This is a genomic window from Chryseobacterium sp. Bi04 (genome assembly GCF_918698085.1).
GTDB lineage: Bacteria > Bacteroidota > Bacteroidia > Flavobacteriales > Weeksellaceae > Chryseobacterium.
The window spans coordinates 61,480-83,040 of record NZ_CAKKLP010000002.1; the positions used below are offsets into that span (position 1 = coordinate 61,480).

At 36.4% G+C, this 21,561-nt stretch carries 14 protein-coding genes; 9 read left to right on the forward strand and 5 right to left on the reverse strand.

The genetic code is table 11. The features are described from left to right. Positions 1-62: 62 nt before the first annotated feature. Positions 63-869: a helix-turn-helix transcriptional regulator gene (locus LQV47_RS04605; protein ID WP_230034331.1), complete on the forward strand. Its 807-nt coding sequence runs from the start codon at positions 63-65 to the stop codon at positions 867-869. A 66-nt stretch (positions 870-935) separates the two neighbouring features. Here LQV47_RS04605 and ccoG read toward each other — a convergent pair whose 3' ends face one another. Next, positions 936-2,378, reverse strand: a complete 1,443-nt coding sequence (gene ccoG / locus LQV47_RS04610) for a cytochrome c oxidase accessory protein CcoG (RefSeq protein WP_230034333.1) — start codon at positions 2,376-2,378, stop codon at positions 936-938. A gap of 256 nt (positions 2,379-2,634) precedes the next feature. Between ccoG and LQV47_RS04615 the strand changes: the two genes are divergently transcribed. After that, on the forward strand, positions 2,635-3,528 hold the full coding sequence (locus LQV47_RS04615) for an SMP-30/gluconolactonase/LRE family protein (protein WP_230034335.1): 894 nt from the start codon (positions 2,635-2,637) through the stop codon (positions 3,526-3,528). A 538-nt stretch (positions 3,529-4,066) separates the two neighbouring features. Here the strand turns inward: LQV47_RS04615 and LQV47_RS04620 are convergent. Continuing rightward, positions 4,067-5,374: a DEAD/DEAH box helicase gene (locus LQV47_RS04620; protein ID WP_230034336.1), complete on the reverse strand. Its 1,308-nt coding sequence runs from the start codon at positions 5,372-5,374 to the stop codon at positions 4,067-4,069. Positions 5,375-5,517: 143 nt separating this feature from the next. Further along, complete coding sequence (locus tag LQV47_RS04625) at positions 5,518-6,783, reverse strand: carcinine hydrolase/isopenicillin-N N-acyltransferase family protein (protein WP_230034339.1); 1,266 nt, start codon at positions 6,781-6,783, stop codon at positions 5,518-5,520. Positions 6,784-7,060: 277 nt separating this feature from the next. On the opposite strand from LQV47_RS04625, the gene rpsA reads away from it, so the two are divergent. The 5 genes from rpsA (at position 7,061) to LQV47_RS04650 (ending at position 15,542) form a co-directional block, all read left to right on the forward strand. Then, positions 7,061-8,848 (forward strand): 30S ribosomal protein S1, encoded by a 1,788-nt coding sequence (gene rpsA / locus LQV47_RS04630; RefSeq protein WP_230034341.1) that lies wholly within the window; start codon positions 7,061-7,063, stop codon positions 8,846-8,848. 186 nt (positions 8,849-9,034) lie between these two features. Then, positions 9,035-10,453, forward strand: a complete 1,419-nt coding sequence (locus LQV47_RS04635; RefSeq protein ID WP_230034342.1) for a T9SS type A sorting domain-containing protein — start codon at positions 9,035-9,037, stop codon at positions 10,451-10,453. A 257-nt stretch (positions 10,454-10,710) separates the two neighbouring features. Beyond that, a complete protein-coding gene (locus tag LQV47_RS04640; RefSeq protein ID WP_230034345.1) occupies positions 10,711-13,350 on the forward strand; it encodes a T9SS-dependent M36 family metallopeptidase in 2,640 nt (879 codons plus the stop codon). A gap of 130 nt (positions 13,351-13,480) precedes the next feature. After that, positions 13,481-14,467, forward strand: coding sequence for a DMT family transporter (locus tag LQV47_RS04645; protein WP_230034347.1), 987 nt, complete (start codon positions 13,481-13,483; stop codon positions 14,465-14,467). Between the two features lie 82 nt (positions 14,468-14,549). After that, positions 14,550-15,542: an alpha/beta hydrolase gene (locus LQV47_RS04650; protein WP_230034348.1), complete on the forward strand. Its 993-nt coding sequence runs from the start codon at positions 14,550-14,552 to the stop codon at positions 15,540-15,542. A gap of 496 nt (positions 15,543-16,038) precedes the next feature. Here LQV47_RS04650 and LQV47_RS04655 read toward each other — a convergent pair whose 3' ends face one another. Continuing rightward, positions 16,039-17,181, reverse strand: a complete 1,143-nt coding sequence (locus tag LQV47_RS04655; protein ID WP_230034350.1) for a multidrug effflux MFS transporter — start codon at positions 17,179-17,181, stop codon at positions 16,039-16,041. 75 nt (positions 17,182-17,256) lie between these two features. On the opposite strand from LQV47_RS04655, the gene LQV47_RS04660 reads away from it, so the two are divergent. Then, a complete protein-coding gene (locus LQV47_RS04660) occupies positions 17,257-18,039 on the forward strand; it encodes a helix-turn-helix transcriptional regulator (protein WP_230034352.1) in 783 nt (260 codons plus the stop codon). A 130-nt stretch (positions 18,040-18,169) separates the two neighbouring features. Here the strand turns inward: LQV47_RS04660 and rplS are convergent, their stop codons facing one another. Then, positions 18,170-18,526 carry a 50S ribosomal protein L19 gene (gene rplS / locus LQV47_RS04665; RefSeq protein ID WP_047485623.1) on the reverse strand — a complete coding sequence of 119 codons (357 nt, stop codon included), beginning with the start codon at positions 18,524-18,526 and terminating at the stop codon, positions 18,170-18,172. A gap of 290 nt (positions 18,527-18,816) precedes the next feature. Between rplS and LQV47_RS04670 the strand changes: the two genes are divergently transcribed. Beyond that, a complete protein-coding gene (locus LQV47_RS04670) occupies positions 18,817-21,555 on the forward strand; it encodes a fibronectin type III domain-containing protein (protein WP_230034354.1) in 2,739 nt (912 codons plus the stop codon). Positions 21,556-21,561: the final 6 nt, after the last annotated feature.

Here is a 21,561-nt window from a genome sequence, read left to right on the forward strand (position 1 = left end):
TTTCCGTTCTTCATATTGATCTTTTTCAGGGTAAAAATTCCTCGGATTTTTATTTTAATACAATGAAAAATCATCTGGTTGTAGGGCACCGTCATATCGAAAAACCTCACAGGCATGATTTTTATGCTGCTGTTCTTTTTACAGGTGGAACAGGATTTCATGAAATCGATTTTCAAAAATATGAAGTTTCAGAGGGCAGTCTCTTCTTTCTGTCTCCCGGTCAGATTCATAGCTGGGAGCTTTCCGCAGATATTGAAGGATATATTTTCTTTTGTTCCCAGGAGTTTTATGAAATGCACTATGTAAATCAGAAGCTGAGAAATTTTCCATTTTTCGGATCTGTATCTTTTCCAAGAAAACTTCAGCTGGATACCCTGGAACTCAAACAAAATATACACTTATTCCAGGAGTTGGAAAAAGAATATCAGGGAAAAAATATTATGAAAGAAGGGTTGATGCTTTCATTGATGTCTCAGATCTTTATCAATGCTACAAGGTTGTTTTCAAAAGATTTTAGCAGGTTGGATTCCTCCGCCGGACTTTCTTATTTTAAACATTATCAGGATTTCGAAAATTTAATTGAAGAGCACTTTCCTGATGAAAAATCGATTGCTTATTACGCCTCTTTATTAAACATTTCACCCAAGCACCTCAATAGAATAGCTCAAACTGTTGTTCAGAAAACAGCTACAGATGTCATCACAGAAAGAGTAGTGCTGGAAGCTAAAAGAATGCTGATGTACCTTGATGAAAGCCTTGTTGAAGTCGCTTTCAGATTGGGATATGAAGAATATTCCTACTTTGTAAGAGTCTTCCGGAAAAATTCCGGAATGACCCCTACTCAGTTTATCAAGGAATACAAGGTGTAATTTTATAATATAAAGTTGCCGGTGACTCTCAACTTCCTGATTCAGCCATCATCAGCCACCAGCCACCTATAACACAAGCTTAAATGGTCCTTCAAACGTAGTTTCAAATGAATCTACCATTTTTCCTTTTTCATCAAAAACTCCAATGACCATATTCTGTTTTGAAAACTTAATGTCTTCCTCAGGAAAGGTGATATTGATGTTTCCTTTAAGAATTTGATCTCCTTTCAAAATGATTTTTTCAGATCCAAAATAAGTGATCTCTGCATGGGCAGGCATTATGACTTTAATCGTCAGTACCTTTTTATCGTTAGACTTATTCAGAAGGGTATAAATGAAAGTATTGGTAATTTTACCGTTTTTAATAAAGAATGTAGATCCTGCCGGTTTGATGAACTTGGCTTCCATAGATCCTCTGTCGTACATTAAAAATCCAAGGAATCCAATGAGTAAAGCCAGAAAAACGGTAGTAGCTTTCATTCTTGAAGTGAAAGTAAATTTTTCCTGATTCTCAATTTCTGCTTCTGTAGCATAACGAACCAGTCCTCTGGGCAGTCCTACTTTGTCCATTACTTCATCACAGGCATCAATACATGCAGTACAGTTGACACATTCAAGCTGCTGGCCATTTCTGATATCAATTCCTGTAGGGCAAACCACTACACATTGGTTACAATCAATACAGTCTCCCTTCCCGGCAGCTTTTCGGTCTTCATTATTTCTCCATTTTGAGCGGCCTTCTCCTCTTTTAAAATCATAATATACATTGATCGTCTGCTTATCAATCAGAACGCCCTGAAGTCTTCCGTACGGACAAACCAATGTACAAACCTGCTCACGAAGCCACGCAAAAACAAAATAAAACGTCATGGTGAAAAACAGCATGGCGGTAAACTTGAGTGAGTTTTCGGCCGGGCCTTCACCCATAATACGGAAAACCTCTTCATACCCTACGATATACATGAACATAAAGTGAGAAATAGCAAGGGATATTAAAAGGAATACCGACCATTTTGTGAGCCTTTTTCTTATTTTTTCTGTATCCCATTCCTGTCTGTCGAGTTTCATCTGCTTATTTCGGTCGCCTTCAATCCAGTATTCAATTTTACGGAAAATCATTTCCATAAAAAGAGTCTGGGGGCACAGCCAGCCACAGAATATTCTTCCGAAAACCACCGTGAAGAGCATCACAAAGATAACCGACGTTACGGCACCTAAAGCAAGAATGAAAAAATCCTGAAGATAAAAAGACTGTCCGAAAATAAAGAATCTCCCATCAATAACATTAATAAGAAGAAAAGGGTTGTTATTGATTTTTACAAAAGGCAGCCCGAAGAACAAAGCAAGCAAAACGTAGCTGGTGTAATTCCGGTAATTGGTATATTTTCCTTTGGGTTTTCTCGGGAAGATCCACTTTCTTTTCCCCGTTTCATCCATTGTTCCTACTGAATTTCTAAAATCTTCATTTTCGATTTCCAAAGACTTGATGTTGTTGGACTCTGCACTCATTATCGTATGCTATAAAAGTATTATGGTAATATTGTATCGTAAAATCAATTTTGTTTTAGGACTGTTTTTTTTGTGAAAAAACTTATTGATCCTACTACTGCAAAGCTCCGGATTATATTTTTCCACTACTAATATGATCTACTTAAAAAATAGGACAATTGGGACATTTTTATTTTAAAGTTATAATAGATCAAAATGATAAAATAACTTTGAATCCTATCTTGCAAGTTGTAAATTGCAGTTTTAAAAATGAAGTATGAAGAATATCTGTAAAATAGGACTGATTGGTTTGGTTTTCGCATTGATAAATTGTCAATCAGTAAATTATAGTAAAATGTTTTATGAAGGAGTAAAGCCTGAAAAGGTTTCAGACAAGTTTAGTTTTACGGAAGGACCGTCAGCAGATCATGAAGGAAATGTTTATTTTACGGATCAGCCTAATGATAAAATCTACTATTGGGACTGGAAAAGCAATCAGGTCATAGAATTTCTGGATAAGACAGGAAGGGCAAACGGAACTCATTTTGATAAGGACGGTTATCTGATTACCTGCTCTGATGATCAGGGAGAGATCTGGAAAATATCAAAAGATAAAAAAGTAGAGGTTATTCTGAAAGGATTTGAAGGAAAAAGACTGAACGGACCCAATGATGTATGGAATGATGCTTTAGGGGGAATGTATTTTACAGATCCTTTGTATGAAAGAGATTACTGGACTGATTTTAAACAGGAATTAGAGCATAAAAGTCTCTACTACAGAAATAAAGAAGGTAAAACTGTCAAGCTGGAAACCTTTACACAGCCCAATGGAATTATAGGAAGCGAGAAATTGAAAAAGTTGTACCTCTCAGATATTGATGCTGGAAAAACCTATGTTTATGATATTCTTGGAGAAGGAAAGCTGTCAGAAAAAAAACTCTTCTGCGAAATGGGATCAGATGGAATGACTTTGGACAAACACGGAAATCTTTACTTAACAGGAGATGGCGTACATATCTTTAACCGGGACGGTAAGAAAATCTATCATATTTCCATTCCTGAAAAATGGACCTCCAATGTAACGTTTGGCGGAGAAAATAATGATATTTTATTTATTACAGCTTCAAAATCTGTGTATATTTTTCCAACAAGAGTGAGAGGAATTAAGTAGTCTTACTTATCATATTTTACCACAAAAGTCACAAAAATTTTATTCCTAAACGCTTTAGTACACTTAAGCGAGTGTAAAAGTCTATGGATAAAATAACGTTCACATAAAGAGAAAATCAAAGATTTTCAGGAAACTTAAGTGTACTTTTATCCGCAAAGCCAGTCTCTTACAATAACTAAAGTGTTAAAAACTTTTGTGACTTTTGTGGTTTAAAATGTTAACAAGATATAGTTCGTACTAGGATTTATTTGGTAGAGAAAATAATAATATCTTATTACTGCTCAACATCTGTGTATATTTTTACCACAAAAGTCACAAAAATTTTATTTCTAAAAACTTTAGTACACTTAAGCGAGTGTAAAAGGCTACGGATAAAATAACGTTCACAAAGAGAAAATCAAAGATTTTCAGGAAACTTAAGTGTACTTTTACCCGCAAAGCCAGTCTCTTACAATAACTAAAGTGTTAAAAGCTTTTGTGACTTTTGTGGTTTAAAATATTAATAAGATATAGTTCGTAATAACATGTATACCTGATCTTAATAAGCAACCTCCATTTTTACCTTTTTCCCTTTCAGCTTTTCATTCTGAAGCTTTCTCAAAACAGCATTCACTTTATTTCTGGAAACAGCAACATAGGATGTAGTATCTTTTACTTCAATTAAGCCTATATCTTCTTTTTGGAGTTCCCCCTTTTTAATGAGATAACCAACTACATCTACTTTATTTACTTTGTCTTTCTTTCCGGCGCTGATATAAATGGTTTGAAATGGTGTTTTTTCCGGAACTTTAGTAAAGCCGGCTACACTTTCTTCAGGTGTGTTATTTTTGATGAATGGGAAATTCTCATCTTCAGTCATGATAAGATAAGCAAAACCTTTGGCGTTCATTCTGGCGGTACGTCCGTTTCTGTGAATAAAGGCATCCTCTTTTGGAGGCAGCTGGTAATGAACAATAGATTCCACTTCTGGAACATCAAGTCCGCGGGAAGCCAGATCAGTCGTAATAAGAATTCTTGCAGAATCATTTCTGAATTTCAGTAAAGCACGCTCTCTCTCATCCTGTTCCATTCCGCCATGGAAGGTTTCCCTGTCAATACCTTTTTCTCTTAAAAGCTCAGAAATCCTGTCAACAGCTTCACGGTGATTGCAGAAGATCAATGTTCTTTTATTTCCGATCTTGCAGATTAAATTGAATAAAGTATCTAACTTTTCCTCAGAAATAGTCATCACTTTCCGTAGTTGGATATCCGGCTTTACTTCATTTAATTTTAAAAAGTCAATGGTCTTTTCATTCTTTAAGCCTGTAAACTTTGGAATTTCATCCATTGCTGTAGCTGAGGTCAGAATTCTTTGTGAAAGACCTTTCAGTGAGCCGGAAATAAACTCCATATCCTCATGAAATCCTAATTCCAATGCTTTATCAAATTCATCCAGTACCAAAGTCTGAATGGTTTTCGGATCAAAATTATTATTTCTTATATGGTAGGCAATCCTTCCCGGAGTTCCGATTAAAACAGCGGGAGCCTCAATTAAATTATTGACCTCAATTTTTTTATCATGTCCACCATAGCACACAGAAACTTTGAAATCTGTTCCCATTGCTTTGAAAACCTGTTCAATCTGTAATGCCAGTTCTCTGGCAGGAACTAATAGTAAAGCCTGCACACCCTGCACATCTTTTTTCAGATTTCTGAGAACCGGAAATAAAAAAGCAAGAGTCTTTCCTGAACCGGTAGGAGAAAGCAGGACGATATCGGTATTGTTTTCAGAGGCAGTGTATGTAGATTTCTGCATTTGATTCATTTCCTGAATCTGCAGTTTTTGATAAATTGATTCTAATTCCATGGTGCAAAGGTAAGAAATTAGGCGGTAGGTTGTAGTGGTGGGAGAGGTGATGGTTGATAGTTAATAGTGGATAGTTGATAGTTGCGCGGCTCCTGTCACTAATCTCCAATCTCAAAGTCTCTTGTCTTTATTCTTTGCTCCCTTTATCTAATCCGGCTGAGTATTTCTTTTCCCCGTATTAAAGTTACTTTGTAGGAATCTTCCGGGTTGGAAACAGATTTATTATAGTATTCTTTTGCCGTTGTATGATCTCCTTGTATGAGATTGACATATCCATACATTTCGTAAATGAAATTTTTAAGTTTGAGATCCGGATTTTCTTTTTCGGATAAATAATTAAAAATTTTTTCTGCGGATGTAAGCCTGGCATCCTGATATTGCTGTATTTCATATCCTTTTGGAAAACTGAACCAATAATCCCACATTCCGCCATGAGTATGCTCATTCCATGAATATTTTACAAGCTGTAAGGCGACCTCTAATAAAGCTGAGTCTAAGTTTTTGTTCTGAGGAAGCTGTTTGCTGCTTTCTGCAAGATAATAATCAATGGTTGAATCTGTGCCTTTTATTTTTATCTCCTGCAGGATAGATTCCTTTGCATATAATGAGTGATTTTTTGAAAAACTTTCGTAAGCAAAAGAAACAGGAAAATGGTCGGCCAGATTTTCAATACGATATCCTTTTTTCAGTTCAGCTTTTAGATCAATTGTATATACATTATTATAATCATGGAAAAGATAAACATAGATAATTCCTCTTTTTAGATCGCAGATCGTAGAGTATAGGGTTGGAAGGTCTCCTTCCTGGTGGGTTTTGTTTAAAATATTCTTAATAAAATCCAGACTGATATTCTTTGAGGAAGAAAGTTCTTCGTTTACAATTTCCGGTCTTCTGCATGATAATTTCCCATTAATGCTATTGCAGTTGGCATTAACCTGAAACTCACCCTTTTTTTCAATAATGCCTTCAGGATTGATCAAAATAGAGTGTCCTTCTTTGTCAGCCAACAAAACCTGGGATGGAGAATTGTAATCATACTTTTTGATGATAGCTATTGCTTCTTTTACATTTTTACATTTCCCTAAAACTTCCCACATCAGAAATCCTTTGAAGATGTTGAGCTGTTTCAGTTTGCTGATGTCATAATTGGCTGCAGCAAAATCAAAAAACAATCCATATTCATTCATTGCAGAAGCTACCTGCATATCAGGACCTCCAAAACAAATGGATCCATACCTGTCTTTTGTGGTTGGGTTATACCATATCCTTGTAAATGGAGTAGTGTCGTCTTCATTAGCGGCAGCAAATACTTCCCCTCCTCTGGAGCATGAAAAAATAGTACAGGCCTCTAGAGTGTTGATACTATAAAATAGTATACCGATTAAAACAAGAAGAATTTTTTTTTGCATGGTATATTTTTAGTAATGAGCTTTCTTAGCATGATGTTCTTATAGTAAACAATTCTGATGACAAATGTATTACACTACAACTTCAAATCTATTGATATGTAATGAAAAACAGTCTGGGAATACATTGTTCATATTAAATAAATTCCTTATCTTTGCATCCACTTTTTGTGGGAGAGGTTTGATAAGGTAAAATATTAAAAATTAATTACTTCCGTATTTTTTAAATCCACATTTATTCAAATCATTAAAAAAGAAGGAATACAAATTTTATTAGAAAATGTCAAAAGAGACAAATTCAGCAGAGGTTATTTTAAACCAAAACGTAGCACCAGAACAATTTGATTGGGATTCTTTCGAATCAGGTCTTGATGCAGATGCGAGAAAAGAAAAAAGTGACTTAGAAGAAATCTACAACGGATCTCTAAACAGCCTAAACGACAATGATGTTTTAGTAGGTAGAGTAGTAAGATTAACTGATAAGGAAGCTATCGTAGACATCAACTTCAAATCAGAAGGTGTTATTTCTCTTAACGAATTCCGTTACAACCAAGGCCTAAGTGTAGGTGATGAGGTAGAAGTAATGGTTGACAAAAGAGAAGACAAAACTGGTCAGTTACAGTTATCTCACAGAAAAGCTAGAACGCTTAAAGCTTGGGATAAAGTAAACGAGCTTCACGAAACTGGAGAAATCGTTAACGGTTTTGTTAAGTCTAGAACTAAAGGAGGTATGATCGTTGACGTTCACGGAATCGAAGCATTCTTACCAGGTTCTCAAATTGACGTTAAGCCAATTAAAGATTACGATCAGTTCGTAGGTAAAACTATGGAGTTCAAAGTTGTGAAAATCAACCCTGAGTTCAAAAACGTAGTTGTATCTCACAAAGCATTGATCGAAGCAGATATCGAAGGTCAGAAAAAAGAAATCATCGCTCAGCTTGAAAAAGGACAAGTTCTTGAAGGTACTGTTAAGAACATTACTTCTTACGGTGTGTTTATCGACTTAGGAGGTGTAGACGGATTAATTCACATTACAGATCTTTCTTGGTCTAGAGTGAATCACCCATCTGAAATCCTGGAAGACGGACAAACTGTAAAAGTGGTAATCCTTGATTTCGATGACGAGAAAACAAGAATCCAATTAGGTATGAAGCAATTAGAAGCTCATCCTTGGGATGCTCTTTCTGCTGACATGAAAGTAGGAGACAAAGTAAAAGGAAAAGTAGTAGTTCTTGCTGACTATGGTGCATTCGTAGAGATCGCTCCAGGGGTAGAAGGATTAATCCACGTTTCTGAAATGTCTTGGTCTACTCACTTAAGATCTGCTGGTGACTTTGTGAAAGTAGGTGATGAAGTAGAAGCTGAAGTATTAACTTTAGATAGAGAAGAAAGAAAAATTTCTCTTGGTATCAAGCAATTATCTAAAGATCCATGGGAGAATATCGAGGTTAAGTACCCGGTAGGATCTCAGCATGTAGGAACTGTAAGAAACTTCACTAACTTTGGTGTATTCGTAGAGTTAGAAGAAGGTATCGACGGATTAATCTACATTTCTGATCTTTCTTGGACTAAGAAAATCAAGCACCCATCTGAGTTCTGTGCAGTAGGTGATAAATTAGACGTTGTAGTTCTTGAATTAGACATTCAGGCTAGAAGATTATCTCTAGGTCACAAGCAATTGACTGAAAACCCATGGGATAAATTCGAAACTAAGTATGCTGAAGGAACTATCCACGCTGGTAAAGCTGTAGAAGTTCACGATAAAGGAGCTTCTGTACAATTCGAAGATGCTGAAGTAGAAGCATTCTGCCCATCAAGATTATTAGAGAAAGAAGATGGATCTAAAATCAAAAAAGGTGAAGATGCTCAATTCAAAGTAATCGAATTCAACAAAGAATTCAAGAGAGTAGTAGTTTCTCACACAGGAATCTTCAGAGATGAAGAAAAGAAAAATGTGAAAGACTCTTCTTCTAGAAATGTTTCTTCTTCAAACAACGAAGAAAGATCAACTCTTGGAGATATCGATGCATTAGCAGAATTGAAAAGAAAAATGGAAGAAGGTAAATAATCTTTGAAACCATTGATAATATGAAGCCGCTCATTTGAGCGGCTTTTTTTTATGGAGACCTTAAAAAAAATCCTTTGTTATTTGAAATTATTTTAACGTTAACGATTGGTTAATGTTAAAATATTTCATTTAATACAATTTATTAATGTTTATTTTTAATTAATCCTAATTTAAAAGTATTGATTTATGAAAAAAACATTTTTACTTTTCCTTTTTGCATGGCTAATGCTTGGGAATTTTTTACAGGCACAGACAGACTATATTATTTGCCTGGACAATGGTTCCTCAGTTACTAATGCACGCTTCAAAGAGATGCGGCTTACTGCCGCCAAATTGATTGAGCGTCTTATGGCTTGCCATTCTAAAAACAGATATGCCGTAGTTCATTATGGAGCAGGTTTAAATAGTGGGCCCAGCTTAGGTCTTGCACCCAGAATATATATTGAGAGTGATTTTGTAACTTCTATATTTCCAGAACCCTATCTCGTAAGAAGACTTAATTATGGGCAGCATTTTCATGAAGCGCTAGGATTGATGGGAAAAGCACTGGATGGAGTCTATAGCCCGGAAATTGTAAGTCCTCAGACTTCTTTGCATAAAAATGGAAGCTCCAAGCTTGTAGTTATAGTATTTACCGATAGTTCCCGGAATAGCGGTGATTTATCCACAGGTTCATATTTAGCAAATTATTATGATACAATACTTAATACACCGGGGGCTTTTAAAAATGTAACCAATTTTAAAGCAGTTAGAGGCGCTAAATTCGTAATGATACATATGAGTCCGAACAGCCAGTCTTCTGCAACAGGAGCTTCTATTGCGAGTGCCGGAGGATCTTATACAGGTAGCGTTGAAAGTAATGTAGATGATCCTGATTACGGAATACTGCCACGGCTTTATTATCCTAGAAATCAGTCTTTTGTTTTTAGCTCTGTTACCGAGATGCCCAAATTTGATGAAATAGTTAATGCTATTTGTATCCCTCCGTCATGGGGAGGAACTTTAAAATTTTTCTATGAATTTAATAGCTGTGGTATGCCGGGAGATTTTAATATTACCGGTGAATACACTTTACCTGCAGGAGGTGTTCTGTTGAATAGTAAGCTGGTTCTCCGGGATATTAGTACCGGTCTGGATTATGGGATCTCTACAACCCCAACTTATAATGGAGGTAATTATGTTAATTTTCATTTTTATCCTTCAGATATTAATATTCCTCAGGGATCAATGGCCAAATATAAATTTGTGATGACAGTACAGTCTAGCACTCCTACAGGGACTGTTGAAACGATGAGCTGGAATCATTATCCATTCTATCCTTACGATTTGGATGCTGTATGTTCGAGAAATGCTTCTGAAACAGCGATGGGTACTCTTACTATTACACCTAATCCTACTGATGGCAGATTTAAAGGAGCTTTGGATAGAGAAATGGGATCAGGAAAGCTTGAAATATTGGATTTGAATGGTAATGTAGTGCTTACAAAAACGATAGAAGGAAAAACATTTGATGCAGATTTGAAAAACAGGCAGCAGGGTATTTATATTGTAAAAGTTACATCAGATAAAGGTGAAATAAGCGTAGGTAGAATTATAAAGAAGTAAATAACGATAATGAAACTGTCCGTGAGGGCAGTTTTTTTGTTAGAGTTCAGGATAAATATGGAAGCAAAAATAATGAATATGATAGCTGTATGCCGTTCCATACTCTTGTAAAAGACTATAGATTCTCTTTATTGAGAATTATCTAATTGCTGTTTTTAACAAAAAAAATATCTGTATCAATTTATTTTAATTGAAAAAATAATAAATAAGCTTTTGTTTTGTGAATTATTTGTAGATTAGCGGCTTTAATAATTGACATGAAAAATAAAACTTTACCTCTTTTGTTTGCTGTGTTTTCAGCATTTCCGGCTTTTATGTTTGGACAAGATAATGAAAGGTTGATTAAGGATTATATTTCTCAAAACAAAATAAGAGAATATAAGAAATCTGACCTTACGAATTTTATTGTAGATAATGTAGATGACTCAAAGTCACTGAATGGAAATGTTGTAAAATTTGTACAAACCTACAATGGCTTACCAGTGCACAGTTCGGTAGGAACGGCACTTATTAAGGACCATAAAGTGGTGTACTTTACAGACAACTTTATTAAGGATTATACTTCAGCAACATCAAGTGTTGCCGTTATTAATAAAAGTACTGCCCTTCAAAAGATTGCAGAGGAGCTAAATAATGCTGATATTGCCCATTTTACTATCCTGGAATATCTTGAGAAAAATAATAAGAAAGGAACCGGATCAGCCAATCAGAGGCTGGCATATGCCAATGATGGAAACGGAAACTTACGTCTTGTATATGAATACAGCCTGATGGAACCCAAATCTCCAAATTACTGGAATATTTTGGTAGATGCTTATAATGGGAATATTCTGGAGAAAAATAATTTAACATTATCATGTAATTTCCGTCCTGATGCATACGCTTCAGAGGTTGGACATGATCATAGTGAGCATCTTGGAAATTTATTGATAGGTCCTGAGAATAAAACAGTTCAAAACAGCTCTTTCTTATTACTTCCGGACAATGCTTCCTATAATGTTTTCCCTTTGCCTATTGAGGCACCTACTTTTGGTTCGAGATCAATTATTTCCAATCCTTGGATTTCAGCTGCTTCTCCGGAAGGATGGCACTCTGATGGTGTTAATCACTATACGGTAACGAGAGGAAATAACGTTTTTGCTTATGAAGATGTTGCAGGAACAGCTTTAACGGATCCTGATTATCTTCCCGGAACACCGGTAGATGGTGGTGTAGCAAGAAGCTTTGATTTCCCTTTTAGCATCAATGGAACTCCTGTTGCTAACAGAAATGCGGCGATCACTAATTTATTTTATCTTAATAATAGAATTCATGATGTTTTCTATCAGTTTGGATTCACAGAATCTGCTAAAAACTTTCAGCAGAACAACTTTGGAAAAGGAGGGGTAGATGATGATTCTGTATATGCGGAAGCCCAGGATGGCGGCGGTTTAAATAATGCCAATTTTTCTTCTCCGGAAGATGGTTATAACCCTAGAATGCAGATGTATTTATGGAGTAAAGTAAATCAGCTGTTCTACTACAATACTCCTGCCGGTGCTGTTATACGTAAACCTTTAGCTGGTGTATCAGAATTTGGGAATCCATTGGATGCTACCGGAGTTACAGGAAATGTACAGTTGTCTTCGGTTCCGGAAGGATGTACTGCTTTACCTGCAGGATCACTTACAGGAAAAATAGGATTGGTAGAAAGAGGGACATGTTCTTTCGTTATCAAAACAAAAAACCTTCAGGATGCCGGAGCTACAGCTGTTATTATTTATAACAATGCTGTAAATGGAGAATCAATAGGTAATATGTCGGGAACAGATCCTATGGTAACCATTCCTACGGTTCTTGTTGCTAAATCTGAAGGAGATTATATCAAAGGTCAGCTTGCTGCTAACGTAACGGTAAATATTACCCTTAAGAATGATCCGGCTACCAGCGTAACACCGGATGGAAGCTTTGATAACGGTATCGTAACTCATGAATATGGACACGGTATATCTAATAGATTAACAGGAACGGGATCTAGTTGTTTAAATGCAAACGTTAGCAAGGAACAGATGGGTGAAGGATGGTCAGATTTCTTTGCTTTAATGCTTACCAATAAAGCGGGAGATAATGCATCGGTGCCAAGAGGAATGGGAACCTATGTAGGAGGTCAGCCAATAACCGGTGGAGGCATCAGGCCTGCCAAGTATTCTCCGGATCTTACCATCAATAATTATACGTACGGAAGCACTAATGGTATGGTGTACAATAACCCAAGTGGAGGAGTGTCTCTTGATGTTCATTCTATTGGATTTGTTTGGGCAACCATGCTGTGGGATCTTCACTGGAAATATGTTGAAAAATATGGCTATTCATCTGATGTATTGGCAAACAGTACTAACGGAAGCAGCAGAGTATTACAGTTAGTTACCGATGCATTGAAGCTGCAGGGCTGTAACCCTTCATTTATAGATGGAAGAAATGCTATATTAGCTGCAGAGGCAGCAACAACCCAAGGTCAGGATAAATGTATGATCTGGAATGTTTTTGCAAGAAGAGGGCTGGGGGTGAATGCTTCAGCAGGACTTAAAAATAATATCAATGACCAGTTGGAAGATTTCTCAGTACCTGCAGAATGTACGCTGGCTACAAATGAAGTGAAATCTGTGAAAGACAGTAAGATTTCTATTTATCCGAACCCTGCCAAAGATGAGTTTTATATTAACTTCCCAAGCAACGCTCTTGGAAAAGTAAGTGTAGAATTGTATGATACAAGTGGTAAACTGGTTTCTTCTGAAGAGAAAATTTCACCGGATGTTAAAAAGGCAATTTCTACCACTCATTTAGTGAATGGAGTATATATGGTAAAAGTGAAAGGGCTTGGTTTTGAAGCTACTTCCAAAGTAATCGTAAAAAAATAATTAATTTTTATCATCAATAATTTCAGAGATCCTCACAAGCTTGCTTGTGGGGATCTTATTTTATCTGTTAAGACTAGCTTCCGAGATAGTTTAATTTATATGTCGTAACTTTGCAGGCTGTAAAAAAATTATGAAGAAGAAAAATATACTAAAAGGTGTTTTATTTGTAGGAATTGGAGCTAGTATATATGGTATGTTAGCCACTTTTGTGAAAATGGCTTATCATGACGGTTTTACAACCTCAGAAGTTACTACTTCTCAGTTTGTATTGGGGCTGCTTGGTTTGCTGATCCTGAATTTTATCCAGACGATTACCTCCAGACAAAAATTATCACTACCGAATTCTAAGGAAGTAAGAATGTTAATACTTGCAGGAACTTCCCTGGGAGGAACCAGTTTGTTTTACTATATCGCTGTACAGTATATCAATGTTTCCATTGCTATTGTGCTGCTGATGCAGTCGGTTTGGTTCAGTGTGGTAGTAGAGAGTATTCTGGCAAAAAAACTGCCTAATGCAAGAAAAGTAGTTTCCGTAGTGATTGTATTGTTGGGAACAGTACTGGCTACCAATCTTATCAATATGGAAATAGAACTGGACTGGCATGGAGTATTCTGGGGATTGATGGCAGCTGCTTCATACACGCTGACGATGTTTACGTCCAATACACTGGCTACCCATCTTCCGGTGTTCAGAAAGAGTATTATTATGCTGGCGGGAGGTTCTGTTGTGGTTTTCACATTTTTATTCTTTGCGCAGATAGGTCCCATGTATTTTGATAGCTTACAATCACTGTATTTAAACTTTACAGAAAATACGGAACATATTCACTCCTTTAATTATTCAATATTCTGGACATATGGATTTGTTTTAGCGCTGTTTGGTACCATTATTCCACCAGTCTTATTCAATATTGGTTTCCCGAATGCAGGGTTAGGACTGGGAAGTATTGTTTCGTCTCTGGAACTTCCGGTTTCGGTAACGATGGCTTTTGTTTTGCTGGGTGAAAAAGTGTTTTTAATACAATGGGTAGGTATCGTTTTGATTCTTTTTGCCATTGTTTTAATGAATCTGCCTTCCAAAAAACAAAAGGAAATTTCCGTTGCAGAATTATCTTAAAATAATTTTAAATAAAAATAACAGTTGAAAACCGCTTCTTTTGAAGCGGTTTTTTTAATTTTAATAGTTAAAGTAAACATTCATGAAATATTTCAGAAATATAATTACGATGCTGCTATTAAGCATTAGTCCGGGAGTGTTTTCCCAGGTAAAACCGTTAGATGCTGTACTTTCAGAATATAAATATCCCTACGAAGTTCATTTTTTGAGCTTACAATCTCAGCATAATGATCTAAAGATGGCTTATATGGATGTAAAACCCCAACAACCCAACGGGAAAGCAATTATGCTTCTCCATGGTAAAAATTTTAATGGGGCCTATTGGGAGCAAACCGCTAAAGATTTATCTGCTAAAGGTTTCAGGGTAATTATTCCCGACCAGATAGGATTTGGTAAATCATCTAAACCTCAAAGTTACCAGTTTTCTTTTTCACAGCTGGCAGAAAATACCAAGGCCATTTTGGATGAATTAAAGCTTGATAAAGTTATTGTTTTGGGACATTCAATGGGAGGAATGGTGGCTACAAGGTTTACCCTTCTTTATCCTGAGAAGGTTCAGAAACTGATCCTTGAAAATCCCATAGGTCTTGAAGATTATAAAACATTTACAGGATATCAGACCATAGATCAGGCATACCAGACAGAACTTAAAAATACAGCCGAAACCTATAAAAATTATCAGCTGAAATTTTATTATGACAATAAATGGAAAGACGAATATCAACCCTGGCTGGATCTGATTGCCGGATGGACGCTTCATAAGGACTATCCAAAGGTAGCCTGGGATGCTGCCTTGACTACTGATATGATTTATAACCAGCCGGTTTGCTATGAATTTAAAAATATAAAGACTCCAACCTTACTGATCATAGGAACCAGGGATAGAACAGCAATAGGAAAGGATAGAGCACCTAAAGAACTTCAGCCTAAAATGGGGCAATATCAGGAATTGGGAAAGAAAACCCAGCAGGAGATTTCCGGTTCAAAACTCGTGGAGCTTGACAATGTAGGTCACTTACCGCATATCGAAGTCTATCCTAAATTTTTTGAAGCTTTATATGACTTTATACAATAGGATAGAAATGGAAAGGCTTAGTATTTCACATATTTTACTGTTTGAAATACTAAGAGCCTGTTTAAATTTCTAAATTTGATTTTTTGTATACCATTCAAATCTTTATCCAAATCACATTCTTTAAGGATTTTTTGATTAAAAAGATAATGTACTGATGAGTGTTTTCCTAACGTATTTTCAGAGACCAAAGGATAGAATCAACTTCGTTGATTCGTCGAAGCGTATGGATAAGCATACATCTTCATCAGCGAAGAAGTCGCATCACTTTGCCTACTTACAATAAAGCGGAATTATTCATAAGCTTTGCGTTAATCTTTTTGATCAAAAAATAATTTCAAACTGACCTATTGAGTCTTGTCAACAAAATATATAAAAATTCCTGAATAAAATTTAAAAAGGCTCTAAGCTTTTAAGCTGTAAAAAAGTTAATAACCGGGATTTGTTATTTGTATATATTGTTAGTAATCATATTTTTATAATGGTATTCCACATTAGATTAATTCTTTTTCTCACTAAATATAAATAGGGCAATGACTCCGATTCCTGAAAAAATGAGGGAAGAAAGCCCTAAGTTCTGAATATATCCAACGCTTACCAGTCCTGCTCCTATCATACTATAGTAGATAAGGCCCAGCAGGGCTCCGGCACTTCCTGTTTCATTTTTGTACTGTACCAATGCGGTACTCAGGATATTGGGAATGGCAATACTGAATGTCATGACAATAAAAAAATAAGGGAGTAAGAAGTATATTCCTTTACCTGCCAGCACCCATACAAAAGCTGAAGCAATGCATGATCCGAATGTGCTTATCTTAACTAAAGTTTTGGGTGTAATATTTTTAAATAACAAAAAGCTGTTAAGCTTTGCCCCTATAAAGGTTCCTGCAGCAAGTATAATACTGCTGTATCCAAAAGCATAGGAAGAATAATGATTTTCTTTAAAAATAAAAGGGGCCAGCGCATAATAGGAGAATAAAAGTACATTAAAACTCATGATTAGTAAACAGCATTTGATGATTTCACGGTCTTTTAACATTCGTTTTAATAGATCTGCCAGGGTTCTCCTATTTATTTCTTTTTCCGGATGACGGGTCTCAAATACCTTTCTTCTGGAAAGGATATAAAATAAAACAGCCAGCAGGTATAAGGTGATGAAAATGCCCTGATGCCCTGTAGTAGAAGCCAATACAGAACCTGTAATCATACCGATAACCGGGCTGATGGATAAGCCTATTCCAATCCAGGAAAACACTTTACTGATGTTCTCTTTATCATAGCTGTCACGCAGAATAGTTTGGGTGGCAATAGATCCTACAGAAATTCCGAACGCAGAAATAATCCTGGCAATAAGTAAGATTGTGAAATTGGAGGCTAAGACAGCGGCCAGACTTCCTATTCCATAAGTGATAAGCCCATACTCCAATGATTTTTTCCTTCCGATCCTGTCGCACTGAACACCCCAAAATGCCACTCCCAGCGCAAATGCTATGAAATACAGGCTGATAGTGAGTGCTGCCGACCCTTCTTTTACTCCAAAATGTTCCTGTACCAGCGGTAAAGCAGGACTGTATATGGTCTCTGCAAACTGCGGAAGCATCACCAGTAATATCATCAGCCAAAGCGGATTTGTCTTTTTCATTTTTTTCTGCAAAGTTTTGAAAAATTGAATGTATATTTATAATGATATAAAAACAAAAAATATCGAAAATAGGACATGGCTATATTAAAGCAAGATCAGGAATTTGATGCAGATACCATTACCGGAAAAGTAATAGGAATTGCTTCGGATATGGTTTTGCATGATTCCGGGTTTCATTCTCATCAGACTAAAGCCCAGTTGCTGTATGCTCCTTCAGGCTGTATGACGGTTACCACTTCTGACAGGCAGTTTGTCCTTCCGCCGTTCAGAATGCTATGGATTCCGGCTCATGAAGTTCACAGGGTGAATTTTCGGAATATGGTAGCCTACAGATCGATCTATTTTGATGAAAGCTATGCTGAAAGTCATATGAGTACTGGTCTTAAAGTTTTACATGTCAATGCTTTATTGAAGGAAATTATTGAAAGAATTTGCTTTTGGGAATGGACTGCTCCTGATCGTAATAAGGAAAATATTTTAAGTGTATTCTGGGATGAAATGATTGCTGCTCCTGAAGAAAAACTGGCGCTTATTATGCCGCAGGACAGACGGTTAAAAAAAATAGTGGAAAACTGGACGCTGCGTCTTTCTATACCACCCATGTTGACCAACCTTGCTAAAGAAATTGGCGCCGTTGAGAAGACAATAAGCCGTATTTTTAAAAAAGAAACCGGGCTGTCTTATCAGGAATGGAGACAGCAATGGCGTCTTCAGAGATCGATTGAACTTTTAGTGGAGGGAAATTCTATAGGAGAGGTAGCTCATGTATTAGATTTCTCGTCAGATAGTGCATTCATAGAGTTTTTCAAAAAACATACAGGATCTACGCCTTTGCAGTATCTGATGAAAAATGAGTGAAACTTACAGTAAGTATTGCTGTTGGATACATGATCATTTCCTTGTCTAGTGATTCGACTAGACACATTGATAAAAAAAGAGACTGTCTACATGTGTAAACAGCCTCTTTTTGTATGTATTGTTGTCTGAATTATTTCTTCTTGTAAGCAGCGTCTTTAATTCTTGCTTTTTTACCTCTAAGGTCTCTGAAGTAGTAAATTCTAGCTCTTCTAACTCTACCTCTTCTATCAACTTCAATTTTTTGAAGTGCAGGTAAGTTAATAGGGAATACTCTCTCTACACCTACATCACCACTCATTTTTCTGATAGTAAAAGTTTTTGTAGATCCAGCACCTCTTAATTGGATAACTGTTCCCTTGAAGAACTGAGTTCTTGTCTTTTGTCCTTCTTTAATTTCGTAATACACAGTGATGGTATCACCTGCTTTGAATTCAGGGAATTCTTTTTTTGTAATGTACTTGTCTTGTACGTACTTTAATAAATCCATTATTAATAAATAAAATGTTAAAGCTAAGCAACTTACACGCTTTTCGTCAGAGGTTGAATAACAGGTTGCAAATGTACAAAATAGTTTTTAAATAATCCAAACAAATTATATACTAAAAACTATAATTTTTTCACTGAGTTTTTGTTGAAAAGTTAACATTTTCGTTACGATTCCATCAGCCAGAGTTTATATGGGAAGTCTACTTTTGCCCGAAATAAAAATCTGAATAAATATTTTTAAAATACTGATTTACAATTTAAAACTCTATATGCTATTTTAAAATTACCACTATGAAACATTATTTCTTCTTTTTTTGTTTCGCGGTCCAGATGGCATTCGGGCAGGCTTTGTTTCCCTATTTACAAAACCCTACCCCGAATTCTATGATCGTCAATTGGAAGACAGCTTCTAATAACGAAACAACCGTAATTTATGGAAACTCTCCAACAAACCTGAATGTAACCGTAACGGGGACAACCAATATCTTCTCGGATACAGGATATAATAACAATTATTATTATCACACGGCAAAAGTGGCCAACTTACAGCCCAATACAAAATACTATTATAAGATAAAAACGGGAACCAGTGAATCTGCGGTTTATAATTTCAGAACGCTTCCCTTGCCGGGACAGCCTGTAACGGCTGATGGGAAAATCCGTTTTCTGATCATGGGAGATAATCAGATCAAGGCAGAACCAAGATATGATAGTCTTACTTTGAATGCTTTTAAAAAATTAAAGCAAAAGTATGGTGCAATGGCTGATCCTTCGGATAATATTGCCCTTACATTTATGGTGGGAGATCAGGTAGATGTAGGAACATTGGATCATTATGAAAATGTTCATTTTAAAAAGAATATCAAATTATCACCTTACCTGCCTATTCAGACAACCGTAGGAAATCATGAAACCTATGGAACTTTAGGAATGAATTCTTATTATGCTCATTTTTATATTGATGAGATTAAATACAAGAATATCACTTCCGGAAATGAAAATTATTATGCCCAGCAGGCCGGTAATGTATTGTTTGTAAGTTTGAGCTCTGAACATACCGGAGCAGCACAGCAGACCTGGCTGCAGCAGATTTTAAATGAAGCCAACAATGATCCTACGGTAGACTGGATCATCTCTTTAAGCCACAGGCCTTATCAGGCAGAGCAATATGTAGGAGATATTTCTACTTGGGTAAGAAATAATGCAGTACCTCTTTTAGTGACTTCCGATAAATACTTAATGCACGTAGGAGCTCACCATCACCTGTACCACAGAGGACAGCTGAAAAATACACCAAACTACCAAATCATTTCCGGAGGAACTGCCTGGGATCAGTATTGGGGAATGTCTAATGAGCAGGATTTTGATGATGTTCAGAAAACGTTAACAGACTGGACATACCAGATCGTAGAAGTAGATGTACAAAGCGGGAAAGTAGATGTAGAATGTTACTCTATCGGAGGAATATACACGAAGAAAAATAATGAACTGGTAGATTCTTTCCACAGGTATAAGAACCAGCCGAAACCGGCGAAACCATCTGTTACCAATACTTTTACCGGCCCAATTACCTTACCTTTAACATTGAATGGAAGTGCATTTTCATCTTCAAACGGGGAACTTTTAAATACTACCCAGTTTCTGATCAGTAAAGCAGCAGATTTTTCTGTTATTGAAAAAGAAGTCTACCGTGATTTTGAAAACTGGTTCGGAAAAGACGGAAACGGAAATCCGGATAAAGCTAAAAACCTTAATGATGGAGTAGATATTACAAAAGTAATGCTGGCGACTAATTCTATCCCGAATGGTACTTATTATGTGAAAACACGTTACAGAGACAGAAACCTTGAATGGAGCGACTGGAGTGATGTAAAACAGTTTGAAATCGTAGGAAGTGTGGTTTCCAATCCTACATTTGCTTTAGATAAAACTGAATATACCCAAAACGAACCGATAGTTGCCACTTTCACAGGAGGCCCTGGAAATCAGCAGGATTGGGTGGGGCTTTATAAAAAAGGACAAACTCCAGCCACTACAACTTCTCAAGGATTTATTTATACCAACGGACAGACTGCAGGAACAGTTACTTTTAATAATGGCTTAGCTGCTAAAGGACAATATTTTGCAGGCTTTTTTGCCAACGGTGGCTATACTGAAATTACAGGAAGAAAAAGCTTCTATGTAGGTCCGAAAGTTCAGCTGCAAACCACAGCTGATGCGTATCCTGTAGGAGGTACAGTAGTTATTAACTTCAGCAACGGACCCAACCTGGTGAAAGACTGGATTGGTATCTACAAAATGGGACAGACTCCGGGAACCACTAATTCTTTAAAATGGAGCTATGTGACAACGGCGTCAGGAACCCTCAACTTTACGGGTCTTCCAAAAGGGTATTATTACGCTCAGTATTTATTGGAAGATGGCTATACCGGAATTGGAGAAAAAGTATTCTTTAAAGTAGGAGATATTGTTACTGAATTATGGACCAACAAGCCGGTTTATACCCTTGGAGAAAGCATCACCGCATCATGGACAGATTCTCCGGGGATTATTAAAGACTGGTTAGGAATTTATCCGCAAAATATTCAGACTCCGGATGATAATTTTGTTTCTTATACTTATTTTGATGGGATTACACAGGGAACAAAAACGATTCAGGGAACGGCAGTACCTGCCACACCAGGAAATTATTATATGGTGATGTTTACCAATGATTCTTATACCGAGGTTTCAAACAGGGTACAGTTTCAGGTAACTTCACCCACTTTAGGAACAGAGGAGACAAGAAGTACCGAAAAAAATGTAGTGTTATATCCAAACCCTACTAAACCGGGAGAGCCTACTTTCATTAAAAGTGATTATCCGATTGAGAAAATTGAACTGGTATCTGCATCCGGCGAATTGCTGTATGTATCAAAAAATATCAATAACCAACGTTTCTCTTTAGTGAATGAGAATCTTCCGAAAGGAGTATATTTTGTAAAAGTACATGGTAGAAAATTATTTACTTTGAAGCTGATTATTCAGTAAAAAGGA

Excerpts from the sequence above, each read along its gene's own strand:
- LQV47_RS04605 (WP_230034331.1), top strand. The coding sequence starts at position 63 with ATGAAAAATCATCTGGTTGTAGGGCACCGTCATATCGAAAAACCTCAC.
- ccoG (WP_230034333.1), bottom strand. The coding sequence starts at position 2,378 with ATGAGTGCAGAGTCCAACAACATCAAGTCTTTGGAAATCGAAAATGAA.
- LQV47_RS04615 (WP_230034335.1), top strand. The coding sequence starts at position 2,635 with ATGAAGAATATCTGTAAAATAGGACTGATTGGTTTGGTTTTCGCATTG.
- LQV47_RS04620 (WP_230034336.1), bottom strand. The coding sequence starts at position 5,374 with ATGGAATTAGAATCAATTTATCAAAAACTGCAGATTCAGGAAATGAAT.
- LQV47_RS04625 (WP_230034339.1), bottom strand. The coding sequence starts at position 6,783 with ATGCAAAAAAAAATTCTTCTTGTTTTAATCGGTATACTATTTTATAGT.
- rpsA (WP_230034341.1), top strand. The coding sequence starts at position 7,061 with ATGTCAAAAGAGACAAATTCAGCAGAGGTTATTTTAAACCAAAACGTA.
- LQV47_RS04635 (WP_230034342.1), top strand. The coding sequence starts at position 9,035 with ATGAAAAAAACATTTTTACTTTTCCTTTTTGCATGGCTAATGCTTGGG.
- LQV47_RS04640 (WP_230034345.1), top strand. The coding sequence starts at position 10,711 with ATGAAAAATAAAACTTTACCTCTTTTGTTTGCTGTGTTTTCAGCATTT.
- LQV47_RS04645 (WP_230034347.1), top strand. The coding sequence starts at position 13,481 with ATGAAGAAGAAAAATATACTAAAAGGTGTTTTATTTGTAGGAATTGGA.
- LQV47_RS04650 (WP_230034348.1), top strand. The coding sequence starts at position 14,550 with ATGAAATATTTCAGAAATATAATTACGATGCTGCTATTAAGCATTAGT.
- LQV47_RS04655 (WP_230034350.1), bottom strand. The coding sequence starts at position 17,181 with ATGAAAAAGACAAATCCGCTTTGGCTGATGATATTACTGGTGATGCTT.
- LQV47_RS04660 (WP_230034352.1), top strand. The coding sequence starts at position 17,257 with ATGGCTATATTAAAGCAAGATCAGGAATTTGATGCAGATACCATTACC.
- rplS (WP_047485623.1), bottom strand. The coding sequence starts at position 18,526 with ATGGATTTATTAAAGTACGTACAAGACAAGTACATTACAAAAAAAGAA.
- LQV47_RS04670 (WP_230034354.1), top strand. The coding sequence starts at position 18,817 with ATGAAACATTATTTCTTCTTTTTTTGTTTCGCGGTCCAGATGGCATTC.